Annotated in this window: 19 protein-coding genes; 12 read left to right on the forward strand and 7 right to left on the reverse strand. The window is 54.3% G+C overall.

Annotated elements, in window-relative coordinates; translation table 11 throughout:
• The first annotated feature begins 4 nt into the window (after positions 1 to 4).
• A complete protein-coding gene (locus tag IP581_RS12640; protein ID WP_193820532.1) occupies positions 5 to 3118 on the forward strand; it encodes a multidrug efflux RND transporter permease subunit in 3114 nt (1037 codons plus the stop codon).
• Positions 3119 to 3189: 71 nt separating this feature from the next.
• Here the strand turns inward: IP581_RS12640 and IP581_RS12645 are convergent, their stop codons facing one another.
• Positions 3190 to 3486, reverse strand: coding sequence for a hypothetical protein (locus IP581_RS12645; protein ID WP_141399331.1), 297 nt, complete (start codon positions 3484 to 3486; stop codon positions 3190 to 3192).
• 244 nt (positions 3487 to 3730) lie between these two features.
• Positions 3731 to 4213: an RES family NAD+ phosphorylase gene (locus tag IP581_RS12650; RefSeq protein WP_193822694.1), complete on the reverse strand. Its 483-nt coding sequence runs from the start codon at positions 4211 to 4213 to the stop codon at positions 3731 to 3733.
• A 753-nt stretch (positions 4214 to 4966) separates the two neighbouring features.
• On the opposite strand from IP581_RS12650, the gene cspE reads away from it, so the two are divergent.
• Entirely contained in the window at positions 4967 to 5179 is a 213-nt protein-coding gene (gene cspE / locus IP581_RS12655; RefSeq protein ID WP_086874224.1) for a transcription antiterminator/RNA stability regulator CspE, read from the forward strand.
• Positions 5180 to 5616: 437 nt separating this feature from the next.
• Here the strand turns inward: cspE and IP581_RS12660 are convergent, their stop codons facing one another.
• The gene (locus tag IP581_RS12660; protein ID WP_193822742.1) at positions 5617 to 5895 is read right to left on the reverse strand and encodes a hypothetical protein; all 279 of its coding nucleotides are present in this window, start codon (positions 5893 to 5895) and stop codon (positions 5617 to 5619) included.
• Here IP581_RS12660 and IP581_RS12665 point away from each other — a divergent pair.
• The gene (locus IP581_RS12665; protein WP_193820533.1) at positions 5813 to 7726 is read left to right on the forward strand and encodes a methyl-accepting chemotaxis protein; all 1914 of its coding nucleotides are present in this window, start codon (positions 5813 to 5815) and stop codon (positions 7724 to 7726) included. The genes IP581_RS12660 and IP581_RS12665 overlap by 83 nt on opposite strands.
• A gap of 75 nt (positions 7727 to 7801) precedes the next feature.
• Here IP581_RS12665 and IP581_RS12670 read toward each other — a convergent pair whose 3' ends face one another.
• The 3 genes from IP581_RS12670 to IP581_RS12680 form a co-directional block, all read right to left on the reverse strand.
• Positions 7802 to 8836 carry a S66 family peptidase gene (locus IP581_RS12670; protein ID WP_193820534.1) on the reverse strand — a complete coding sequence of 345 codons (1035 nt, stop codon included), beginning with the start codon at positions 8834 to 8836 and terminating at the stop codon, positions 7802 to 7804.
• Positions 8837 to 8960: 124 nt separating this feature from the next.
• On the reverse strand, positions 8961 to 9308 hold the full coding sequence (gene yajD / locus IP581_RS12675) for an HNH nuclease YajD (protein ID WP_086874221.1): 348 nt from the start codon (positions 9306 to 9308) through the stop codon (positions 8961 to 8963).
• A 182-nt stretch (positions 9309 to 9490) separates the two neighbouring features.
• Positions 9491 to 11146: a phosphoethanolamine transferase gene (locus tag IP581_RS12680; protein ID WP_193820535.1), complete on the reverse strand. Its 1656-nt coding sequence runs from the start codon at positions 11144 to 11146 to the stop codon at positions 9491 to 9493.
• 99 nt (positions 11147 to 11245) lie between these two features.
• On the opposite strand from IP581_RS12680, the gene IP581_RS12685 reads away from it, so the two are divergent.
• The 4 genes from IP581_RS12685 (at position 11246) to IP581_RS12700 (ending at position 15171) form a co-directional block, all read left to right on the forward strand.
• The gene (locus IP581_RS12685) at positions 11246 to 11941 is read left to right on the forward strand and encodes a response regulator transcription factor (protein ID WP_097399670.1); all 696 of its coding nucleotides are present in this window, start codon (positions 11246 to 11248) and stop codon (positions 11939 to 11941) included.
• Positions 11942 to 11964: 23 nt separating this feature from the next.
• Positions 11965 to 13197 (forward strand): sensor histidine kinase, encoded by a 1233-nt coding sequence (locus tag IP581_RS12690; protein ID WP_193820536.1) that lies wholly within the window; start codon positions 11965 to 11967, stop codon positions 13195 to 13197.
• A gap of 109 nt (positions 13198 to 13306) precedes the next feature.
• Positions 13307 to 13699: a diacylglycerol kinase gene (locus tag IP581_RS12695; RefSeq protein ID WP_193820537.1), complete on the forward strand. Its 393-nt coding sequence runs from the start codon at positions 13307 to 13309 to the stop codon at positions 13697 to 13699.
• A 239-nt stretch (positions 13700 to 13938) separates the two neighbouring features.
• Entirely contained in the window at positions 13939 to 15171 is a 1233-nt protein-coding gene (locus IP581_RS12700; protein ID WP_407659108.1) for an MFS transporter, read from the forward strand.
• Positions 15172 to 15210: 39 nt separating this feature from the next.
• On the opposite strand, the gene IP581_RS12705 is transcribed toward IP581_RS12700, so the two are convergent.
• Positions 15211 to 15882, reverse strand: coding sequence for an AraC family transcriptional regulator (locus tag IP581_RS12705; protein WP_228007763.1), 672 nt, complete (start codon positions 15880 to 15882; stop codon positions 15211 to 15213).
• A gap of 337 nt (positions 15883 to 16219) precedes the next feature.
• On the opposite strand from IP581_RS12705, the gene cfa reads away from it, so the two are divergent.
• From cfa to IP581_RS12730, 5 genes are all read left to right on the forward strand, one after another.
• Positions 16220 to 17368 (forward strand): cyclopropane fatty acyl phospholipid synthase, encoded by a 1149-nt coding sequence (gene cfa, locus IP581_RS12710; protein ID WP_193820539.1) that lies wholly within the window; start codon positions 16220 to 16222, stop codon positions 17366 to 17368.
• Positions 17369 to 17461: 93 nt separating this feature from the next.
• A complete protein-coding gene (locus IP581_RS12715; protein ID WP_193820540.1) occupies positions 17462 to 18181 on the forward strand; it encodes a (Fe-S)-binding protein in 720 nt (239 codons plus the stop codon).
• Positions 18182 to 18190: 9 nt separating this feature from the next.
• Positions 18191 to 19624: a LutB/LldF family L-lactate oxidation iron-sulfur protein gene (locus IP581_RS12720; RefSeq protein ID WP_193820541.1), complete on the forward strand. Its 1434-nt coding sequence runs from the start codon at positions 18191 to 18193 to the stop codon at positions 19622 to 19624.
• Positions 19624 to 20319 (forward strand): LutC/YkgG family protein, encoded by a 696-nt coding sequence (locus IP581_RS12725; protein WP_193820542.1) that lies wholly within the window; start codon positions 19624 to 19626, stop codon positions 20317 to 20319. The genes IP581_RS12720 and IP581_RS12725 overlap by 1 nt, the downstream gene beginning before the upstream one ends.
• Positions 20320 to 20429: 110 nt before the next feature.
• Complete coding sequence (locus tag IP581_RS12730) at positions 20430 to 20795, forward strand: helix-turn-helix transcriptional regulator (protein ID WP_086874212.1); 366 nt, start codon at positions 20430 to 20432, stop codon at positions 20793 to 20795.
• The last annotated feature ends 4 nt before the right edge of the window (positions 20796 to 20799 follow it).

The following is a 20799-nucleotide window of genomic DNA, read 5'->3' on the forward strand; positions in this document are numbered from 1 at the left end:
ATTGATGCCACAGTTTTTTATTGACCGGCCTGTCTTTGCCTGGGTTGTTGCACTGTTCATTATATTGAGTGGGTGTTTATCCATCCCGCATCTTCCGGTCGCGCAATACCCGGCGGTCGCGCCGCCAAGTATTATTATTTCGGTCAGTTTTCCTGGCGCGTCGCCTGAGATGATGAATACCTCGGTGGTTTCACTTATTGAGCGCGAGATCACGGGGGTGGACAATTTGCTCTATTTCGAGTCCACCAGCGACACCACCGGGATGGCCTCTATCACCGTAACGTTTAAACCCGGAACGGACAGCAAACTCGCGCAGATGGATGTGCAAAATAAGATAAAAACGGTGGAGCCACGTCTGCCACAAGCGGTGAGGCAAAACGGTGTCAGCGTTGAAGCGGCCGAGTCTGGTTTTCTGCTGATGGTCGGTCTGAAATCCACCACGGGAGCCTATCAGGAGGCCGATCTGAGTGATTATTTCGCCAGAAACATCAGCGATGCGCTTCGCCGCGTGCCGGGCGTGGGCAAGGTTCAGTTGTTCGGCGGTGAAAAAGCCATGCGCATCTGGCTTGACCCGGTCAAAATGCACCATTACCAGCTTTCAGCCAGCGACGTCATCAGCGCGGTGAGCCAACAGAATGTGCTGGTATCACCCGGCAGATCGGGAGACGAACCGGCGCTGCCGGGGCAGGACGTCACTTATCCGTTAACGGTGAAGGGGCAACTCACCTCTGTTGCGGAGTTTAACAATATCACGCTTAAAGCGACCACTGACGGCGCTCGTCTGAGGCTGGGTGATATTGCTCGCGTGGAGTCAGGGCTACAGAGTTATACCTATGGCATCCGGGAAAATGGCGTTCCGGCGACGGCAGCAGCCATTCAGCTTTCGCCGGGCGCGAATGCCATCAGCACCGCCGCAGGAATTCACCAGCGACTGGCAGAGCTGAGCACCACGCTGCCTGAGGGCATGGCGTTTACCGTTCCGTTCGACACCGCTCCTTTTGTAAAAGCCTCGATCATCAAAGTGGTACAAACGTTAGGCGAAGCAATGGTGCTGGTTTTTCTGGTGATGCTGATCTTCCTGCACAACATCCGTTGCACGCTCATCCCGGCTATTGTCGTCCCGGTGGCGCTTCTCGGGACATTCACTGTCATGCTGTTAAGCGGCTATTCCATCAATATTCTGACCATGTTTGGCATGGTGCTCGCCATTGGCATCATCGTCGATGACGCGATTGTCGTCGTCGAGAACGTTGAGCGGCTGATGGCAGAAAAAGGGCTATCTCCGCACGAGGCGACACGCGAAGCGATGCGGGAAATCACACCGGCGATTATTGGCATTACGCTGGTGCTCACCGCCGTGTTTATCCCGATGGCATTTGCCAGTGGTTCGGTCGGGGTGATTTACCGCCAGTTCACAGTGTCGATGGCGGTATCGATCCTGTTCTCCGCGTTTTTAGCCTTAACGCTCACCCCTGCGCTCTGTGCCACCCTGCTGAAACCGCAGCAGAAAAACGCGTCACCAGCGGGACGATTCGCCGCCGGGTTTAACCGTTATTTTCACCTGCTCTCTTCGCGTTATGTGTCGGGTCTGGGGTATGTGGTAAAGCGAACCGGGCGGATGATGCTGCTTTATGCCGCGCTGTGCGCGGCCCTGGTGATGGGGTTAATCACGCTGCCATCCTCTTTTTTGCCCGAAGAGGATCAGGGATATTTTATGTCCTCCATTCAGCTCCCTTCCGAGGCCACCATGCAGCGCACTCTCGCGGTGGTGAAACGCTATGAAGATGAAGTAGCCTCAAGGCAAGCCATTAAAAGCAATATTATGATCCTCGGATTCGGTTTTTCAGGTTCGGGGCAAAACTCCGCACTGGCCTTTACAACGTTAAAAGCGTGGTCATCCCGCAAAGGCATCTCCGCCCAGGATGAAGCCGAGCGTATCCAGGCAAAAATGCAGTCCGTACCCGACGCAGTAACCATGAGCCTGCTGCCGCCCGCTATTTCCGATATGGGCACCTCTTCCGGGTTCACCTTTTATGTTGAAGACAGAGCGGGCAAAGGCTACGAGGCGCTGAAACAGGCCGCAGACAAACTGGTTTTACAGGCAAACAACAGTGCGAATCTTGCGGATGTCTATATCGATGGATTACCAGAGGGAGCCTCTATTTCCCTGAACATTGACCGGGAAAAAGCGCAAGCGTTAGGCGTATCGTTTGAGGAGATCAATCAGGCCATTTCTGTCACCTCGGGTTCAAACTATGTCAATGACTACACTAATGCTGGCCGTGTCCAGCAGGTCATTGTGCAGGCCGATGCAGCTTACAGAATGCAGCCTGAAACGCTGTTAACAATAGCCGTCAAAAACAGACTGGGCGAAATGGTGCCGCTTTCCGCTTTTGTCACCTCGTCGTGGCGACAGGCCCCGCAGCAACTCAATCGCTATCAGGGATATCCGGCCATTCGCATCACCGGCAGCGCGGCCCAGGGTCACGCCAGTGGTGATGCGATGAAAACCATGGAACAGCTGGCAAAGGCATTGCCAGCTGGATTTACCGGCGAGTGGGCAGGCAGTTCGTTGCAGGAAAAGGCCTCAGCTTCCCAGTTGCCAGGGTTAATCCTCCTCTCTGTGCTGGTGGTATTTCTGGTGCTGGCGGCACTGTATGAGAGCTGGTCAATTCCCGTTTCCGTGATGCTGGCCGTGCCGTTGGGGCTTATCGGCGCGCTTATTGCTGTCAGCTCGGCCAGTATGACCAACGATGTCTTTTTCAAAGTGGGCTTAATCACACTGATTGGTCTTTCAGCCAAAAACGCCATTTTGATTGTCGAATTCGCCCGTCAGCTACGCCGCCAGGGCATGAGCACCCTGGAAGCAACGTTACAGGCGTCCCGACAACGGCTTCGTCCGATTTTGATGACCTCGTTAGCTTTCACGCTGGGCGTTGTTCCCCTGATACTCGCCAGCGGTGCCAGCGCCAGCACGCAGAATGCCATCGGTATTGGGGTTTTCGGCGGCATGATCAGCGCCACCTTATTCGCGGTTTTCTTCGTGCCGGTATTTTTTATCGTGGTAACAACGCTTTTTGACAGGGGTTTGCGATCCTTAAATGAACCCAAAGTATGAGGTATAAACAGGCCGACAAAAACCGGATATGTTGGTGTAAAAGCCCCGGAAAGGGGCTGAACAGGCGTTAACTAGGGTGCGGGGGGAACGGGCGGCGCGGGAACGGGCGCCAGTTCCCTCACTTCCAGCCGGACTTCATAACGCTTGCCATTTTCCAGCGCCGGCAGAGTTTTAACCACATTGTTTAATGCATCGACCGGCGTGGTCGTTTGCTGAACGACACCATAAACCAGCGGTGCCGGGCCAGGTACAGGCGGGCTATCCCTTTGTAACGGTGGCGGTTTGATATCGCACTCTGTTGCTGCACTGACCGAAAAAGTGCAGACCATAAAAGCAGTGGCAAACCATGTGCTGGTTACTCTTCTCATGCTGTTCTCCGCGTTTGTGGTTAAAAAAACGTCACCAGAGGTGAAAATAGCCCGCCAACAAGAAGGGAATGTGAACGTGTTTCGCAAGAAAAGAAAATTGCCAGACAACAGCACGACGCAATTACCCATAACCGCGCCGGGTGCTTTCTATCACCTGCGTTGCGCTTTTGGCTTCCGGAACGGGGGTAAGTGTCGCAGAGAGAGCGGAGTGACTTTTATCCGGTGCGTTATGTCAGCCCGTGCTTTATTCAAGAAGAGTGACATGGCATTGGCTGTCGTTATTCCAGGCAAAAAGTACCAGATGCCAGAGCCCGGGTGCTTTACGGGAAGGGTCGATTAAGCCATTAAAGCCGAGTGATTCCAGACGATTACGCACACCCCACGAGCCGGGAACACCGCCCTCCTTCACAATGTCCTGCCATGGCGCAATCGCATCGTGAAGGTGAATGCCCGCAGCCAGCACGGCATCCGCATTGCGGAGATCAAAAATGTTATTCGCGATAACCCTGACTTTAACTATTTCCAGGCTGGCATTTCTGTTGTCGCGGTGGGATTGCATCGCTGCCTCTACGCCTGCAGGCGATGAACTCAGATACAGCGTCGGTTGCTGGCTGTCCGAATAGCGCCCCGGCGTTCGGGAGCCGGCTAATGCAAAGCGCCGGTAAGCCGGATCAACCGCGCGATAAAAGAGACCATCAACCGCTGTAAAATGCGTTGTCAGATCCATAACGGCCTCATTCTGTTCTGAGAAAAAGTCTGTCACGGTAGCCAGTATCCATTCCGCTTCGTTTAATGCCCTGCTTTCCGGTCTGCATGACCGGAGCCATATGACTGGTTCGAAGGCCTGTGCCGATACGAGGATAAACTTGATGCTGCGCAATTTGTAGTCCGATCCGCGTTGCAAAGCAAACACGCGAGGCGTATCACCGTCGATGGCACTTTTGCCATTCTTTGGGGACGAAAACATGGCTGACAGAAGACCACTTAATCCAGACGTCGTCGTACCTAAGCCTGGTGGTGGCACGCAACCTCGCGATCGCAACAATAACGGCAGGGTTCGTGAGAAACGCGCGGACGCAGGTAAACCAAGGAAGTGATGACCGGGGCCACCTTGCGGTGGCCTTTTTGTGTTGCAAGATAAGCGAACTGGCAACGCAATTTTGCTAACGCTCTGCGAAATAACCGGCTTGAGAAAGTACTGACAGGCAAGCAAAACAGACAGCCATGCAGCCATCCGGGCGTGTAAGTGGTTAAAATAAAAAAACATAAACATTGCCAAATCGAACTCGCTATGTCTTAATAGCGCCATCGGTTTGGAATACAGACCTTATGAAAGCAGTTTTAGTAAAGCAGTCCTCAGTTCAAGAGTTATCCAAAGATACCCTTCTTCGTGAGCCTCCTCCTAAGTGCCAAATAAGTTACTCTATAATCACAGGCCATTATCGCCGCACTTCGTGGCTCATTAATTAAGGAAATATCTATGTCTAATAAAATGACTGGTTTAGTAAAATGGTTCAACTCTGATAAAGGTTTTGGCTTTATCACTCCGGACGATGGCAGCAAAGATGTGTTTGTTCACTTCTCCGCTATCCAGAGCGACAACTACAAAACCCTGGATGAAGGTCAGAAAGTCTCCTTCACCATCGAAAGTGGCGCGAAAGGCCCGGCCGCAGGTAACGTTACCGCGCTGTAAGCCCCGCCCTTTATCAGCGGCGCTTACAACAGCGATGAAGGCGAACAGCCTGAGCAGCTAAGCACGACTGAGACGAACAAACCCGCCTGGTGCGGGTTTTTTATTGCCTGTATTTCGCCAGGAATGACCACGCTGGCGCAAAACAGGCGGTCTGTTTTGGCAGAACCAGAAAAGCGGCATTGAGAAATATCCTGCCCGATTAATAACTATTGAGCACCTGCCCAGTTTTAATTTACCGCTATCACCAAATAACATTGAACGCTAATTAACACCATGCTAACTGGCAATTGTGCAAGCACGTCAATATAAATTGCGGCGCATATAATATATCCCCTCTCTGCGGACATGCCGCAATGAAAAATCTTTGCTGACTTATGATTATGACGATAACCGAATAAAATCACACTGCTTTTCCAGTATTCATCATGCAATATCTTTCATTTATTTAAAATATATCCTCCGCCGGTAATTTTTTCTTTTTTTTCATTAAAAAAAGTGCGGCAATTGTCGATAAGTAATTTGATAAGCCCTATTTCCAGCGTCCTATTAAGGCGTGAAGACACCTGCAACCTGATAAGAAGTGAAAATGAAACCGTCTTTTGAATATTAAGAATTATTATTGAGGATACCTCTATGCCAAAGCTGTTACCGTCAATAAAAAACCTGCCCGTCGCTGCCAAGCTGTTTGGTGGATTTGCGGTTTTGATAATTATCATTGTTCTGTCCTCACTTATCAGCATTCAGCAATCCAGCAATATCCGCGACCATGCCCTGAAAGGAAAACTCATCAATGAAATCAGTACGGAGTTAAATACCGCACGGCGTAACCGTTTGACGTACCAATTAAACCACGATGAAAAATCCCTTGAGGCGAACAAAGTCGCCATTGCCAAAATGGATCAGAAAGCGATTACGGGTCTGGATTACACCTGGGACGATGACGCCCGCGTGTTGTTTGATGAACTGCGCAGCACTATCCCTGATTACGCCACACACCGGGACACGTTTGTTAAGCTGGAAAAAGTGACCGTAGAGCAGTCCAAAAACCTGACATCGGCTGATATGAAAACCCTGCTCGATCAATTCAGTACCCGCCTTGAGCAGCAGGAAACCACCACCCAAAACGAGATAGCATTGCTGAATCGCCTCAATACGATTTGGGCGACGGCGTATGAAATCCAGTCATCCGCGGGTAAGCAAGGAGTGGACATTTTTGCCCGCCAATATGATGAAGCGACGAAACTGCTTCATGCTGAAAATGCTGCGTTTACCCCTGAAGACAAAGCGATGGCGCAGGCATTTCTTAGCGGCCTGCAGGGGCACGTCACGGCGTATGCCGCTGCGTTAAAAGAGTCGCAGAAGGCGGCGACGGAACTGACCGGCGTTGCCGAAAAAATTAATACCGTTACCTCGGATTTAGTGACAGGCCAGACGCAGAAAAATATCGATATCATTCAGCGGGTGATGATCATCATGGGGGGGGTTGCCCTTTGCGCCGTCCTGACGGGGTTACTGGTCGCCTGGCTGCTTACGCGGCAAATGACGCGGCAGATAAAACACAACCTGACGCTGGCTGAACGTATTGCCGAAGGTGATCTGACCGCCACCATTGAGCCGCAGTCAAAAGATGAACTGGGTCGCCTGACGCTGGCCATGGGTGTGATGAACGATAAGCTTCGCGAAATGATCACCCAAATAAAAGAGTCGGTCGTTCACGTGGCTAATGCATCTTCGGACATTTCAGCAGGCAATACGGATCTGGCCTCCCGCACTGAACAGCAGTCTGCCGCCGTCGTTGAAACGGCGGCAAGCATGGAAGAGTTGACCTCAACGGTTAAGCGTAATGCCGACAATGCGCGCGAAGCCAGCCAGCTCGCCGGGCTGGCGGCGGAACATGCGCGTTCCGGTGGGAAAATTGTCTGGGATGTCGTCAGCACGATGGAGACGATCACCGAAAGCTCAAACAAGATCACCGATATTATCAGCGTCATCAATGGTATCTCTTTCCAGACCAATATCCTTGCGCTAAACGCAGCCGTTGAGGCGGCGCGCGCAGGTGAACAGGGGCGCGGTTTTGCCGTGGTGGCGGGAGAAGTCAGAAGTCTTGCATCGCGCAGCGCTCAGGCCGCTAAAGAGATCGAAAGTCTGATTAAAGAGTCCGTACAACGCGTGGTGACCGGTTCAGAAATGGCCAACAAAGCCGGGACGACCATGGAGCAGATTGTCTCTTCTGTCACTAACGTGAGTGGCATTATGAACGAAATCTCCAGTGCGTCGGAAGAACAGAGCAGAGGTATCGATCAGATTGGTAAAGCGGTCACCGAGCTGGATTCCACAACGCAGCAGAATGCCGCGCTGGTTCAGGAGTCGTCTGCGGCATCCTCATCACTGGAGCAACAGGCTGAACAGCTGGCGCAACTGGTTTCCGTGTTCAAACTGCGTTCCGATACCGCTAAGCCCAAATACACGCCAGCGGCGAATCACCGCAAAGTTGATCTGAAACCCGCAACGTCGACCGGTCAAGGCACTGACTGGGAATCGTTCTGACGATTACACTATGCAGTACGTGCCCACCTGTTGCGGCGGGCACGGTTCGCGGCGCCGTCATAAACAGGTGGCGGCTTATTGCCTCTCTGATAGCCAGGGTTCGACGATGGAAACCTTGCGATTGACAAAATCGATGCTGAGTGTCACACCAAGGGGCAGTGTCAGCATCGGATGCGTGTGGCAACAATCGAATCCATCAACGATAGGAACGTTTTCGTCACCTAACACTTCCCGCAATACATCGTAAGGCGTACGGCCGCTTCCCGCGTTATCGAATAATTCATGTTTGCCAAGAATAATCGCACGCACTTTTTTAAACACGCCGTTGAGTTTCAGCATTACGAATGAACGTTCAACCGTGGCAATGTCTTTTAAGCTATCTTCAATGAACAGAATGTCACCGGATCGGATTTCAGGCATCCATTCGCTCCCCCAGATCCCCGATAAGGTATTAAGGTTACCGCCAATAACGCGCCCTTTTTCTACCCCCTGCCCGATAAACCGGCAGTTATTCGCATACAGTGTTTTAGCCCGTACCGGCGCTGGATCATTCCAGTTAAGCCGTTCATCCGTCCATTTTTCCGGTAAAACATAGTCGTAGAAACCTTGATGCCCGGTGCAAAGTATTTCACTAAAAGCGCGATAGGTTTCATCAACCAGAGGCGGAAACTCACCAAAAGAAGCAACCAGCGCCGGGCCATAAAAGGTAATTAACCCCGTTTGCGCATAAATCCCCGCCAGTAACGCGGTGGTATCGGAATAACCGATGATGATTTTAGGGTCTGCTTTCAGGGCGTCATAATCAATAAACGGTAGCAAGGCGTTACTGTTATTCCCCCCGATTGTCGACATCACACAGCGAATGTACGGATCGCGAATCAGTTCGTTGAACTCCTGCGCTCGCTCCGCAATCGTGCCGGAGCGATAGAAATCAGACTTGCCGGTCAGCCGACCGGCTTTAAGACGAAACCCTTTCTCCTCCAGGAAGCGTTTTCCACGGCTAAACCGATGGGGTGCCGTGGTGGTTACCGGTGCGGATGAAGAGAAAAAACCGATGGTGTCTCCGACCTGAAGAGGCGGTGCCAGAAGAGGCTTGCTGACGTTAATCATGGAGATCCTTATCTGAACTTGCGGGCAAAACCTGTTAAGCACACATATTTACAGCAACGCCTGACGACAGATTACCGACCTGCACAGCGCTGATTTTTGCCGGCAGAAGCAAACGTGGCTGGCACTATTTTTTCTTGTTCAGCAGCGATTTTAAATCGGCAAACGGGTTATAGGTTGCGGCGCCAACATCTTTCTGCGCGTCTTCGCCCGCCACCACGGTTGTCCCGTACTGATCGGCCTCCGTGTACTTCGAGTGTTCGTGGTCATGGCAAAACAGACACAACAACTCCCAGTTGCTGCCATCTTCGGGGTTATTGGTATGGTCGTGATCGATATGGTGAACCGTTAATTCGCGCAGATTGGAATAAACAAATTCGCGTGAACAGCGTCCACACACCCACGGATAAATTTTAAGTGCTTTCTCACGATAACCGCTTTCCAGCCGCGCGTAGTTTTTTGGGATCAAAGCCATTGCCAGTGCCACCTGTTACAAAAAGAGCGTTTTCTACTATATCCCAAAAAGAGCAGAAAGAGACGGACTGGCGTCACCCGCTGCGGTGAATGTGCTGGCAACACACCGCAGCGGGCCGGATTTTCCAACAACCAGACGAGCAGCCGTTCTACCTCTGTTAATCAACCGTGCTGGCAGCCGCGTTATTGACGCGGCATCGCGTTTCGACACCCGGCAAAGATATCCAGTCCGGGCTGATAAACGTGGCTTCGCACAGTAAACAGCCCGAGAATCGAGTGATAGAGATTGTCATGGCTATAGCGGGTGCTATCCGCATTGCTGCGCAGACAAGCGAGATTAAGTCCTGAATGCCGGGCAAACGCGGGGGAAAGCCACATCACCAGCGGGACATGCGTTTGCTCATCGGGCGCAATCATGTAAGGCGTGCCGTGCAGGTACATCCCCCGCTCGCCCAACGACTCCCCGTGGTCGGAAACGTAAATCATCGCCACGTCGCGCTGTGCTGCATAGCCTTGCAACACCTTGATGGTTTTATTCAGCATCCGGTCGGTGTAGACCAGCGTATTGTCGTACGTATTCATCAGCGCGTCGTTACTGCACTTCTCAATCTGATTGCTATCACAAGTAGGGCTGAACGTTTTGGCCTCCGGCGGGTAACGTTCGAAGTAGGTTGGTCCATGGCTGCCAATCTGGTGCAGCACAATGAGTGCGTCCCCTGCCATGGCATCGATTCGCGTCGTGATCTGGTGCAACAGCACCTCGTCATAACAGGTGCCATCTTTATTGACGCAGAGGCCGGCAATGTTCTGCGCGGGCATATTATCGGTGGGCACGCGCTCGCAAATACCTTTGCACCCGCCATTGTTATTGTTACGCCAGAGAATATGGATGCCGGTGCGTTGCAAAATATCGAGCAGGTTCTCTTCCGTCGCGGCGCGCACGTCGTTGTACTGCGAACGCGTCATACGCGAAAACATGCACGGCAGCGAAATGGCCGTCGCCGTGCCACAGGATGAGACATGTTGAAAGCTGATGATGTCCTCGCGCTGCGACAGCATCGGGTTGGTCGGGCGCGCATACCCATTAAGCTGGAAGTTCTGCGCCCGTGCGGTTTCCCCGACTACAACAATCACCAGTTTTGGCCGCTCGCCCGCCGCCGTACGCGTGGCATCTTCCGCCACCGTGCGCAACGGCTGCGATTTCACGCTGTACTTCCGTTTCAGGTAACCATTGGTATTGCGGACAATGTTAAACGGCAGCGCCTGGTCTTTTATCTGCATATTGTTGCGCAGCAGCGAAGCGTAATCCTTGTAGAACGCCAGCGTCACGGCGGCAAACAGGGTCAATGTCACAACCAGATGGCAGAGCCACCAGAACAGGTGTTGTAAGGGACGGCCGATTTTTTTGCCAGGCAGCGACACCATCGCCGCCGCAGGTAACACACCTAAAAAAAGCAGGGTAAGCACCAGCGGAACAGAAAGATACGAAGTGAGTTCAGCCTGATTCGTTTCAAAGAAATTTTGCACCATACTGCGGTCGATAAGCACGTTGTAGCGCAGCATAAAATAGCTGCAACTGGCGCTGATAACGACCAGCGCCGCCAGCAGGGGCTTACGCAAGTACGGCAATATCATGACCGGTGTCAGCAACACGTTAAAAAAGCAGAACAGGAACAGCGGCAGGCTGATAACAAACAGCACAGTGTGCAGGCTAGTGATCTCAACGTTGGACCATAGCGTTTGCCACAGCGCAATATTGCCAAAAGTGGTGAAGAACAGAGCGGCGACCCAGGTCAGTTGCACCGGGTTGAACCGAAACGACGACAGACGTTGAAACATGCGCAATTCTCAATGGGTTAGAAATGTGCGCAGTATCAACGCCCTGGTGTCAGGAAGTTGTTAAGGTAGCCGGCTCCTTTTTCACAATGCCGGTTTTCTATGACTCGCCTGCTCATTATCGAAGATAACCCTGAGTTGGTGGCCAACCTGTACGACTTCTTTGAGCCGCTGGGCTACGTGCTGGATGATGCGCGTGATGGTGCCACCGGCCTGCGTATGGCCACGCAGAATGACTACGATGCCATCCTGTTGGATCTGATGTTGCCGCGCCTGGATGGCATGACGCTGTGCAGCAAACTTCGCCACGAATACCAGAACCCGGTGCCGGTGCTCATGCTGACCGCGCGCGACCCGGTAGATGACCGCGTGCAGGGCTTTGCGCTGGGCGCGGACGATTACCTGGTAAAACCCTTTTCCCTTAAAGAGCTGGACGCACGTATCCAGGCGCTGGTGCGCCGCGCCCAGGGGCGGCAGGTGCAAGGCACGCTAAGCTGGGAAGATCTGCTGGTGGATACCCGTGCGCCGCAGGCATGGCGGCAAGGCCAGACCATCAATTTGACGCCCACCACCCACAAATTGTTGCTGAGTCTGATGCGCGCCGCACCCGGCGTCGTCAAAAAGCAGGAGATGGAGTACCTGCTGTGGGGCGACGAACCGCCGGAAAGCGGTGCATTGCGCACCCATATTCATGACTTGCGCCAGCGGGTTGACAAAAACTTCACATCTGCACTGATAGAAACGGTCCATGGCATCGGTTTACGCCTGCACAAGCCCGGGGGGGCTTGCGCAGAATAATCATCAGGGGCAGCGCATCCATTATGAAATCCCTTTACCAGCAGATGACGCTCAATACGCGCATTACCGTTTCGTTTGTGCTGCTGATGGTCGCCGTCATGGCGTTTGTGGTCGTGGCCGAACAACTCGACTACGACGAACTCCGCGCCAGGGTGATGGCAGAAAGCCTGCGCGCTGAAGCTCCCCGTCTGGAAGAGGCGATTGCCAGCGGCACGCTTCCGTCCATGCCGCAAGGCAGCCAGCTTTATCACGCCCGGACCGCGCCCGATACGCTGCGCCAGTACACGCCAGGCTACCACCGGCTGAAAGCACCTGACGAACAGCACTTGCTGGTATTCACGCTGCATAACCAGCGCTACTACCTGTTGCAGGATGGCAACCGTTACGCCTGGCTGGAGTGGATGATTGACGGTTTCGCGCCGCTTATCATGCTGTTGTGCGTGCTGGGCGCTTTCTGGATTGGTCGGTTAACATCGGCTCGCGTTACCGTTCCCATCACGCGGCTGGCCAATGCCGTCGAGCGCAATCAAAAGCCGTTACCTTTCCAGGACGCGAATGATGAAATCGGCGTGCTGGCGCGCGCGTTTGCCCGGCACAGCGATGAGCTGGAGCGCTTTCTCCAGCGTGAGCGCTGCTTTGTCGGCGATGCCAGTCATGAATTGCGCACACCGCTGGCGATCATTGGCGGTGCGGCAGAAACGATCGTGTACCAGTTACCTGCCGACAGCCATCTTGTACCTGGCGCGGAGCGGATCGTGCGCACCACCCAGGAGATGCAACGCCAGTTGACGTGCCTGTTGCTGCTTTCGCGCGATCCGCAAACCCTGCCCCGCAGCGAGGTTGCGCTTCGCCCTTTACTCGAAGAGTGCATCGCGCGCTGCCACCCCTGGCTGGCAAAAAAGCCCGTCGCACTGATACTGGACGCCGCGGAGCAGATCCACATACCGACCAATGCTGAGCTGGCGCGCAGCGTTTTCTGGAACCTGCTGCGCAATGCCTGCCAGTACACCGCAGAGGGCGAAATTCGTCTGGCGCTGCATGGCGTGACCCTGACCATTTCTGACACCGGCCCCGGCCTGCCGTCGAGTATCGATCCGCGCCATTTTCAGCGCTTTCACTCCGGCACGCAGCAAAATGGCGAAGGGCTCGGTTTATCGATTGTGCAACGCATCGTGGAGCATCTTGGCTGGCGTATGACGGTCGAAAGCTCAGATAAAGGGTGCCGTTTTACGCTGGATATGCAGCCCGCGCATTAGCCCGTCACGGCGATGTTTCGACAGATTGCTGTTTCCGGTAAGGTTTTGACAATTTCCTGACATCTCTTTTTGCATACTGCGCAAGCCCATCATTTTTCAGGAGATGCCCATGCAATCGTCAGGCCCCGGCGCGACCGGCAAATATTCCCATGGCAAAACCGGGATCGCGCGGATCTTCAGTACGCTGATTTATTCGCGCGACGGTTTTCTTACCGCCGTGTACGGCGAGGCGGCGTTCCGCCAGCTTCTTGTTTTACATAGTGTGCTGATGGTTAGCGCTTTGGTTGTCAACGTCAGTGGGGTTGAACGAGCGCTGCTGCTGGCCATGTGCTTGATCAGCCTGCTAGTGGAGCTACTCAATTCTGCCATCGAAGCGGTGGTCGATCGTATTTCACTGGAACACCACCCGCTTTCAAAAAACGCAAAGGATATGGGCAGTGCAGCCCAGACCACGGCGCTGCTGATGGTCGCCGTGGTCTGGGGCGTGATTTTGTTGGCATAGCCGTTAAACACTGTCTGCATCGTCAGCCACAGTGATGATGCAGGCTTACCGCACTTTTGCCTTCGACCGCCATTCATCATTCCCTTCGCCTGCACGACAGAATGTTACAAATAGGTATCACACAATTGACGTGAAAGCCGATTATTATCCCTCCTCGCAGGTGCTCGCGAAGGCATCTGTTTTGTCTGCCATCCGCTGCAATTTCAGGATGCGGAAAACCGGGACTTCAGGAACGCAGCATGCACATAAAAAGGGTTTCTATGCCGTTACGCTCGCTACAGGCACTCTGTTTAGTGAACTTTTTCATGGCGGATGTCAGGGACGGTCTTGGCCCCTTTTTGGGGATCTATCTCACTGAACATCACTGGAAAGCCGACAACATTGGCTGGATGATGACGGCCGGTGGTCTGGCGGGCCTGATGGCGACGCTGCCTTCCGGGCTGGTCGCTGACGCCACGCGGCATAAGCGAGGGCTCCTCGTCGCCTGCGGTTTGCTGATCACCGCCGCCACGCTGTTACTCTGGGCGTATCCGACGTTTTTTGTTGTCGGTTTTTCACAGCTTGTCACCGGCATAGCCGCCGCTTTTATCGCGCCGCTGCTAATGGGCATTACGCTTGGCTTAACCGGCCCGTCAGGGTTTAACCAGCAGATGGGCAGAAACGAGGCGTTTAACCACGGCGGAAATATGAGCGCCGCGATACTGGCGGGCATTCTGGTGTGGTACTTCGGCACTGATGCCGTCTTTATTCTGATGACCGGCATGGCAATATGCGCAACGCTCGCGGTGTTTGCTGTTCGCAATAACGATATTGATAACCGCGCCGCGCGGGGTCTTCGTCACGACGACGATCCGGCGACAGCCCCCCGCCTGCTGGCGATTATCACTCACCCTGCCCTCATCGCGACTGGCGTGACGCTGATGCTGTTTCATCTGGCTAACGCTGCGCTGCTGCCAATGCTCAGTATGCGGGTGGCCTCCGCACCCGGCGGGGAAATGAGCGCCGGGGTGTATGCGGCGGCGACGGTCATTATTTCGCAGCTGGTGATGATTCCCGTCGCCTTATTCGCCGCCGCCAGGGCGGGGAGATATGGTTACCCGCTGCTGATCACGGCAGCGTTACTGGTTCTGCCGCTGCGCGCGGCGCTTGCCAGCCTCTCGGCCGGGCCGCTTTTTATGATCCCGGTTCAGATACTCGATGGCGTGGGCGCAGGGCTGCTGGGCGTGGCGGTACCCGGTTATATCGTTAAATTGCTGGAAGGCAGTGGGCATACCAACGCCGGGCAGAGCTTTATCATGTTGTTGCAGGGCATCGGTGCCGCATTCAGCCCCGCGATGGCGGGAACGATTGCAGCAAAGTATTCCTGGAGCGTGGCGTTTGCCGTACTTGGCGCCATAGCCTTGCTGGCCCTTCTGACCTGGTGGTTACGCCGCTTTTTTTCCGGCGATCGCCAAGCGCGGCAGTATGATTAAGACCCGGCGGGCGTGCTGCTGAATAAGCGTGGTTTCGAATTAATAGCGCGTTGGCGGCACGCCGAACATGGCGCGAAATGCAAAGGTAAACGAGGCCGGGCTTGAATAACCCAGTTCAAGCGCCACCTGGGTAACGCTGCGCTTGTTTTTTAACCTCACCACGGATTCCAGCAAGCGCACCCGTTTTTTCCATTCGCTGAACGCCACGCCAGTCTCCTTTTTGAAACGGCGCGAAAACGTGCGCACCGACATACCGCTACAGGAAGCCCACTGTTCAATGCTGTGCGCGTCGCCGGGCGTTTTCTGGATCTGGCTGCAAACTTTTGTCAGCAACGGCGATACCGGCCAGGAGACCGATAATCCGGCATCGGGTAAGTGTCTGAGCAGGGAAATCAGCACCTGCACCAGCTGCGCGTCATCACCTGCATCCTCATACTTTTCCGGCACGTTTTGCGTGGCGTAGTGAATATACTCACGCACAAAATCACTCACCACCACCACCTTACTGCCGCTAAAGGGGATGGTGGCAAAATCGGCCTCCACATACAGGCTTTCCAGCAATACGTCGCTGACGGCAAGAAGACGGTGCGGCACACGAGCCGGGATCCAGACACCGTAGAGCACGGGCACCACCAGCGTCTTCCCTTCAATTTCCACCCGCATACTGCCCTCGCGCGCATAGAGAAACTCCGCGAAAGGATGCTCATGCATGTCCACGCCTGTATCGCCCCGTAAAGGGTAACTGCGAAAGTACACCGGGCGAGGCAAGGCCATCAGCACCGGCGCGGGCTGGCCGCTAATGGGCTGACGAGGCGGTAACACAAGCTTAGAGCACATAACAACCTGACCTCTATTCGATGAAGTTTGTCTTGATAGCACAGCGCAGGCAAAACGGGTTTCCTGAATAATGAACGGGTCATAACTCTGTTTCACCCGTTGTGAACAATTTACCAGCCAGCTGCCTGAGCGATAAGCCTTTTTCGCACTGACGGGCAGTGAATAACGGGGGAATTACCGGCTGAGCGCACGTTACGTTGAAGGAAAGATGATGGCAAACGAATGTACCGTCGAGGTGATCAGTAAACCCGGCCACTGGCTGCGGATCGTCCAGGAACTGCTGTCGCAGGCAGGCATCAGGATTAACGGCCCCGAACCCTGGGATATCCGCGTGCATGACACGCGTTTTTTCAGGCGCGTATTGCAGCAGGGTTCACTCGGGCTCGGTGAAAGTTATATGGAGGGCTGGTGGGATTGCAAACAGCTTGATGCGTTTTTTGACAAGCTGCTGCGCGCCAGGCTTGATGAGCAGCGCCCGGCGCGTTTCGCCGACCTGATGCGCATTGCCGCGGCGCGTCTCGTCAACCCGCAGTCCCGTCGCCGCGCCTGGCAAGTGGGCGAAGTGCATTATGATCTTGGTAACGATCTGTTTAGCCGCATGCTCGATCCCCATATGCAGTACTCCTGCGGTTACTGGAAAAACGCCGATGAACTCTGTGCCGCGCAGGAAGATAAGCTCGCGCTGATCTGTGAAAAACTGCAGCTTAAACCTGGCATGACGCTGCTGGATATTGGCTGCGGCTGGGGTGGTTTAGCGGAATACGCGGCGCGCCATTACGGTGTCAGCGTTGAAGGCATCACCATTTCGGCAGAGCAAAAAGCCTACGCCGAAAGCCACAGCGAAGGGCTGGATATTCGCATCCTGTTGCAGGATTACCGCGATCTGGATAAACGCTATGACCGCATCGTCTCCGTCGGCATGTTCGAACATGTCGGCCCGAAAAACTATGCAACCTATTTTAACGCCGTGGATCGCTGCCTGAAGCCGGATGGTCTCTTTTTACTGCACTCCATCGGTTCGAATAAGAGCCTGCATAATGTCGATGCCTGGATCAATAAATACATTTTTCCTAATGGCTGCCTGCCCTCTTTAAAACAGATTGCTGAAGCCAGCGAACCCTATTTTGTTATTGAAGATGTGCATAATTTCGGCGCCGATTACGATAAAACATTAATGGCCTGGCATCGCCGTTTTAATCAGGCGTGGCCGCAAATAGCGGGCAATTACTCCACGCAATTTCATCGCATGTTTAATTATTACCTCACCGCCTGTGCGGGAGCGTTTCGCGCCAGAAATATCCAGCTCTGGCAAATCGTATTAAGCCGCGGCGTCACCGGCGGGCTGCGCGTGGCGCGCTAAAGAGACGATGAAACAGGCAAGCACACACGCCTCAACGCCTGCCTGAAACGAAAAATGACACGATGCTGTTATCTTCGCTGGAAGCTAAATAATATGAACGTAAATTTCTTTGTTACCTGCATTGGGGACGCGCTTAAATCACGCATGGCGCGAAACAGTGTCCTGCTACTCGAACAGTTAGGCTGCCATGTTCAGTTTCCTGAAAAACAGGGCTGCTGCGGTCAACCGGCAATTAATAGCGGCTACATTCGTGACGCCGTGCCGGGCATGAAAGCGCAGATTGCGGCGCTGGAAATCAACGACTACCCGATTATCTCGCCTGCCGGTTCCTGCATGAACGCGATCCGCCACTATGCCGACTGGCTGGTCGATGAACCTGAGTGGGCGATGCGCGCCGCAAAGGTGGCCAGCCGCATGGTTGATCTGACCTCCTTTATCGTTAACCAGCTTGGCGTAACCGACGTCGGCGCGCGCCTGCCAGGACGGGCGGTCTATCACCCCTCTTGCAGCCTGTTTCGCAAGCTCGGCGTGCGTGATGAACCGCTCATACTGCTGCGTGCGGTGCGCGATCTGGAAATTGTGCCGTTTGGCGCCCAGGAAACCTGCTGCGGTTTTGGCGGTACGTTTTCGGTCAAAATGGCCGAAATTTCCGGCGAGATGGTGAAGGAAAAGGTCGCGCATATCATGCAAGCCAGACCGGATTACCTGATCGGCGCGGACGCCAGTTGCCTGCTGAATATTGGCGGGCGTTTACAGCGTGAAGGCCAGAATGTGCGCGTGCTGCATATCGCTGATGTGCTGATGAGCCGCTAAGGAAACACTATGTCGCTAAAAACCAGCAATATTCCTTTTTATGACCGGGTACAACAGCAAATTGACGATCCGGTGATGCGCCATGCGGTGGCGAATGCGCAGGATCGAATTGGCATTAATCGGCAGAAAATGGTCGATGAACTGGAAAACTGGCCCGACTGGCGTTCCCGCGCCGCTGAAATTCGCGCCCATGTTCTCGACAATCTGGATGCCTATCTCTACCAGTTAAGCGAAAAGGTCAGCGCGAATGGCGGTCACGTCTTTTTTGCCGATACGCGTGAAGATGCCACCCGCTATATTTTGCAGGTTGCCCGGGAAAAACAGGCGCGCAAAATCGTTAAATCGAAGTCGATGGTGACCGAAGAGATTGGCATGAACGCCGCGCTCGAAGCGGCAGGCATGGAGGTGGTGGAAACGGATCTGGGCGAGTATATTCTGCAACTCGCCAAAGATGCCCCTTCGCACGTGGTGGTTCCGGCCATTCATCGGGATCGCCATCAAATTCAGCAAGTGTTGCGCGAAAAGCTGGGTTATAACGGCCCCGAAACCCCGGAAGCCATGACGCGCTTTATTCGCCAGAAGATCCGCGAAGATTTCCTCAGCGCCGACATCGGCATCACCGGGTGCAACTTTGCGGTCGCGGAAACCGGCACGCTCAGCCTGGTGAGCAATGAAGGCAATGCCCGGCTGTGTACCACGGTGCCAGAAACGCATATTGCCGTGATGGGCATGGAGCGCGTGGTGCCGACCTTCGCGGAGCTGGATATCATCCTGACCATGCTGGCGCGCAACGCGGTTGGCGCCCGTCTTACGGGATATAACACCTGGCTTACCGGCGCGAAAGGCAGCATGGAAAGCGACGGGCCGGAATCGTTCCATCTGGTTATTGTCGACAATGGCCGCTCGCAGGTGCTGGGCTCGCCTTTCCAGGACATCCTGCGCTGCATACGCTGCGGCGCCTGCATGAATACCTGCCCCGCCTACCGTCATATTGGCGGACACGGTTACGGCTCGATTTATCCCGGCCCGGTAGGCGCGGTGCTCACGCCGTTGCTCGGCGGTTATGATGATTTCAAAAATCTGCCCTATGCCTGCTCGTTATGCACCGCCTGCGATGATGTCTGCCCGGTGCGCATTCCGCTGTCGTCACTGATCCTTGAGCACCGCCGCACGCTGGCGGAAAGCGGAAGAACACCCGCGATGGAAAAGCACACCGTACACCTGTTCAACTACGCCAACCGCCATCCACGGCTGTGGAAGGTAGGCATGGTCGCTGGCGCGCGCGCCGCCCAATTGATGATCCGCAACGGCAAGATGCCCTTTACGATCTCAGCCATTGGCAAGTGGACGGAGGCCCGCGATCTGCCCGATGCCGATGGCGCGAGTTTCCGTAGCTGGTTTAAAAAACACCAAAAACAGCATAAAAACGGGGAGCAAGGCTGATGGAAAACCGCGATGTGTTTATGCAAAAAATTGCCGGACGGCTCGGTCGCGAACCGCGTCAAACACCGCAACCGCTGGAGTTTACCGGACACGCGCCGCTGACCAGCCGCTATGCCGGGCAGATCCAGCAGCACCCCTGCGACAGTTTTATCGAATATGCGACCACGGTGATGCAGGCCCACTGCGAAGTGGCTCCGCTGGCGAAAATTCCCCACCTTGCCGAACGGATCTGTAACCAGTACGGCGGCGGTCCGCTGCTGATTAGCGGCGACGCCCGGCTTGCGAATGTCGGCATTACCGCGCATTTGCAGAACGCGTTTCCAGCACATTGCTGGGACGCAGCGGGTGGAGAAGAGAATCTGCGTCGTGCAGCACAAGCCAGTATTGGTGTGGTCTACGCCGAGTATGGTCTGTGCGAAACCGGCGGTGTGGTGCTCTTTTCCTCCCCGTTCCAGGGGCGCGCTATCAGCCTGCTTCCCACCACAACGTTGTTCGTTATCTATAAGAGCCGATTGCTGTATGGCGTCACGCAACTGGCGCACGTTTTGCGCCAGCGGGTGCAGGAAGGCGCCCCCCTTCCCTCGTGTATCAATCTTATCGCCGGACCAAGTTCGACGGCCGATATTGAGCTGATAAAAGTCGTCGGCGTCCACGGGCCGCTTAATGCCGTCTACGTAATTATTGAAGATTGCTGATGCGGATAATCTGACATGCGCCCGCAAAGAGAGTGACGCGTGACGCTTTTGCGTACGGGGAGGAAATAAAGCGACCTCCCCAACGCTGCGCATTAAAAGCAGGTACTGAAATGAGAAAAAAGTCCTCGTTATATCTGATGAGCTTAACCATTCAGGATATTCTCCTGTGGATAGAGAGCAATATTGCCGAGCCTTTACCGCTTGGCGTGTTAGCGAAAAAATCCGGTTATTCGGCCTGGCATTTCCAGCGAGGCTTTAAACAAATCGCCGGGATGTCGCCAGGGGTGTATATCCGTTACCGGCGAATGGCGATGGCAAAAACCTTATTGCGCGAAACCCATCGCTCTATTACTGATATTGCGCTGCACCTGGGTTACCAGCAGCAATCGACATTCTGCCGCGCGTTTCGCGAGCACTATCAATTAACGCCAAGACAATTTCGCCTGCATGCCCAGGAGCAGGCGACGCAGGAATAACCAC

The organism is Kosakonia pseudosacchari, from assembly GCF_015167415.1.
In the GTDB taxonomy this organism is placed as follows: domain Bacteria; phylum Pseudomonadota; class Gammaproteobacteria; order Enterobacterales; family Enterobacteriaceae; genus Kosakonia; species Kosakonia pseudosacchari.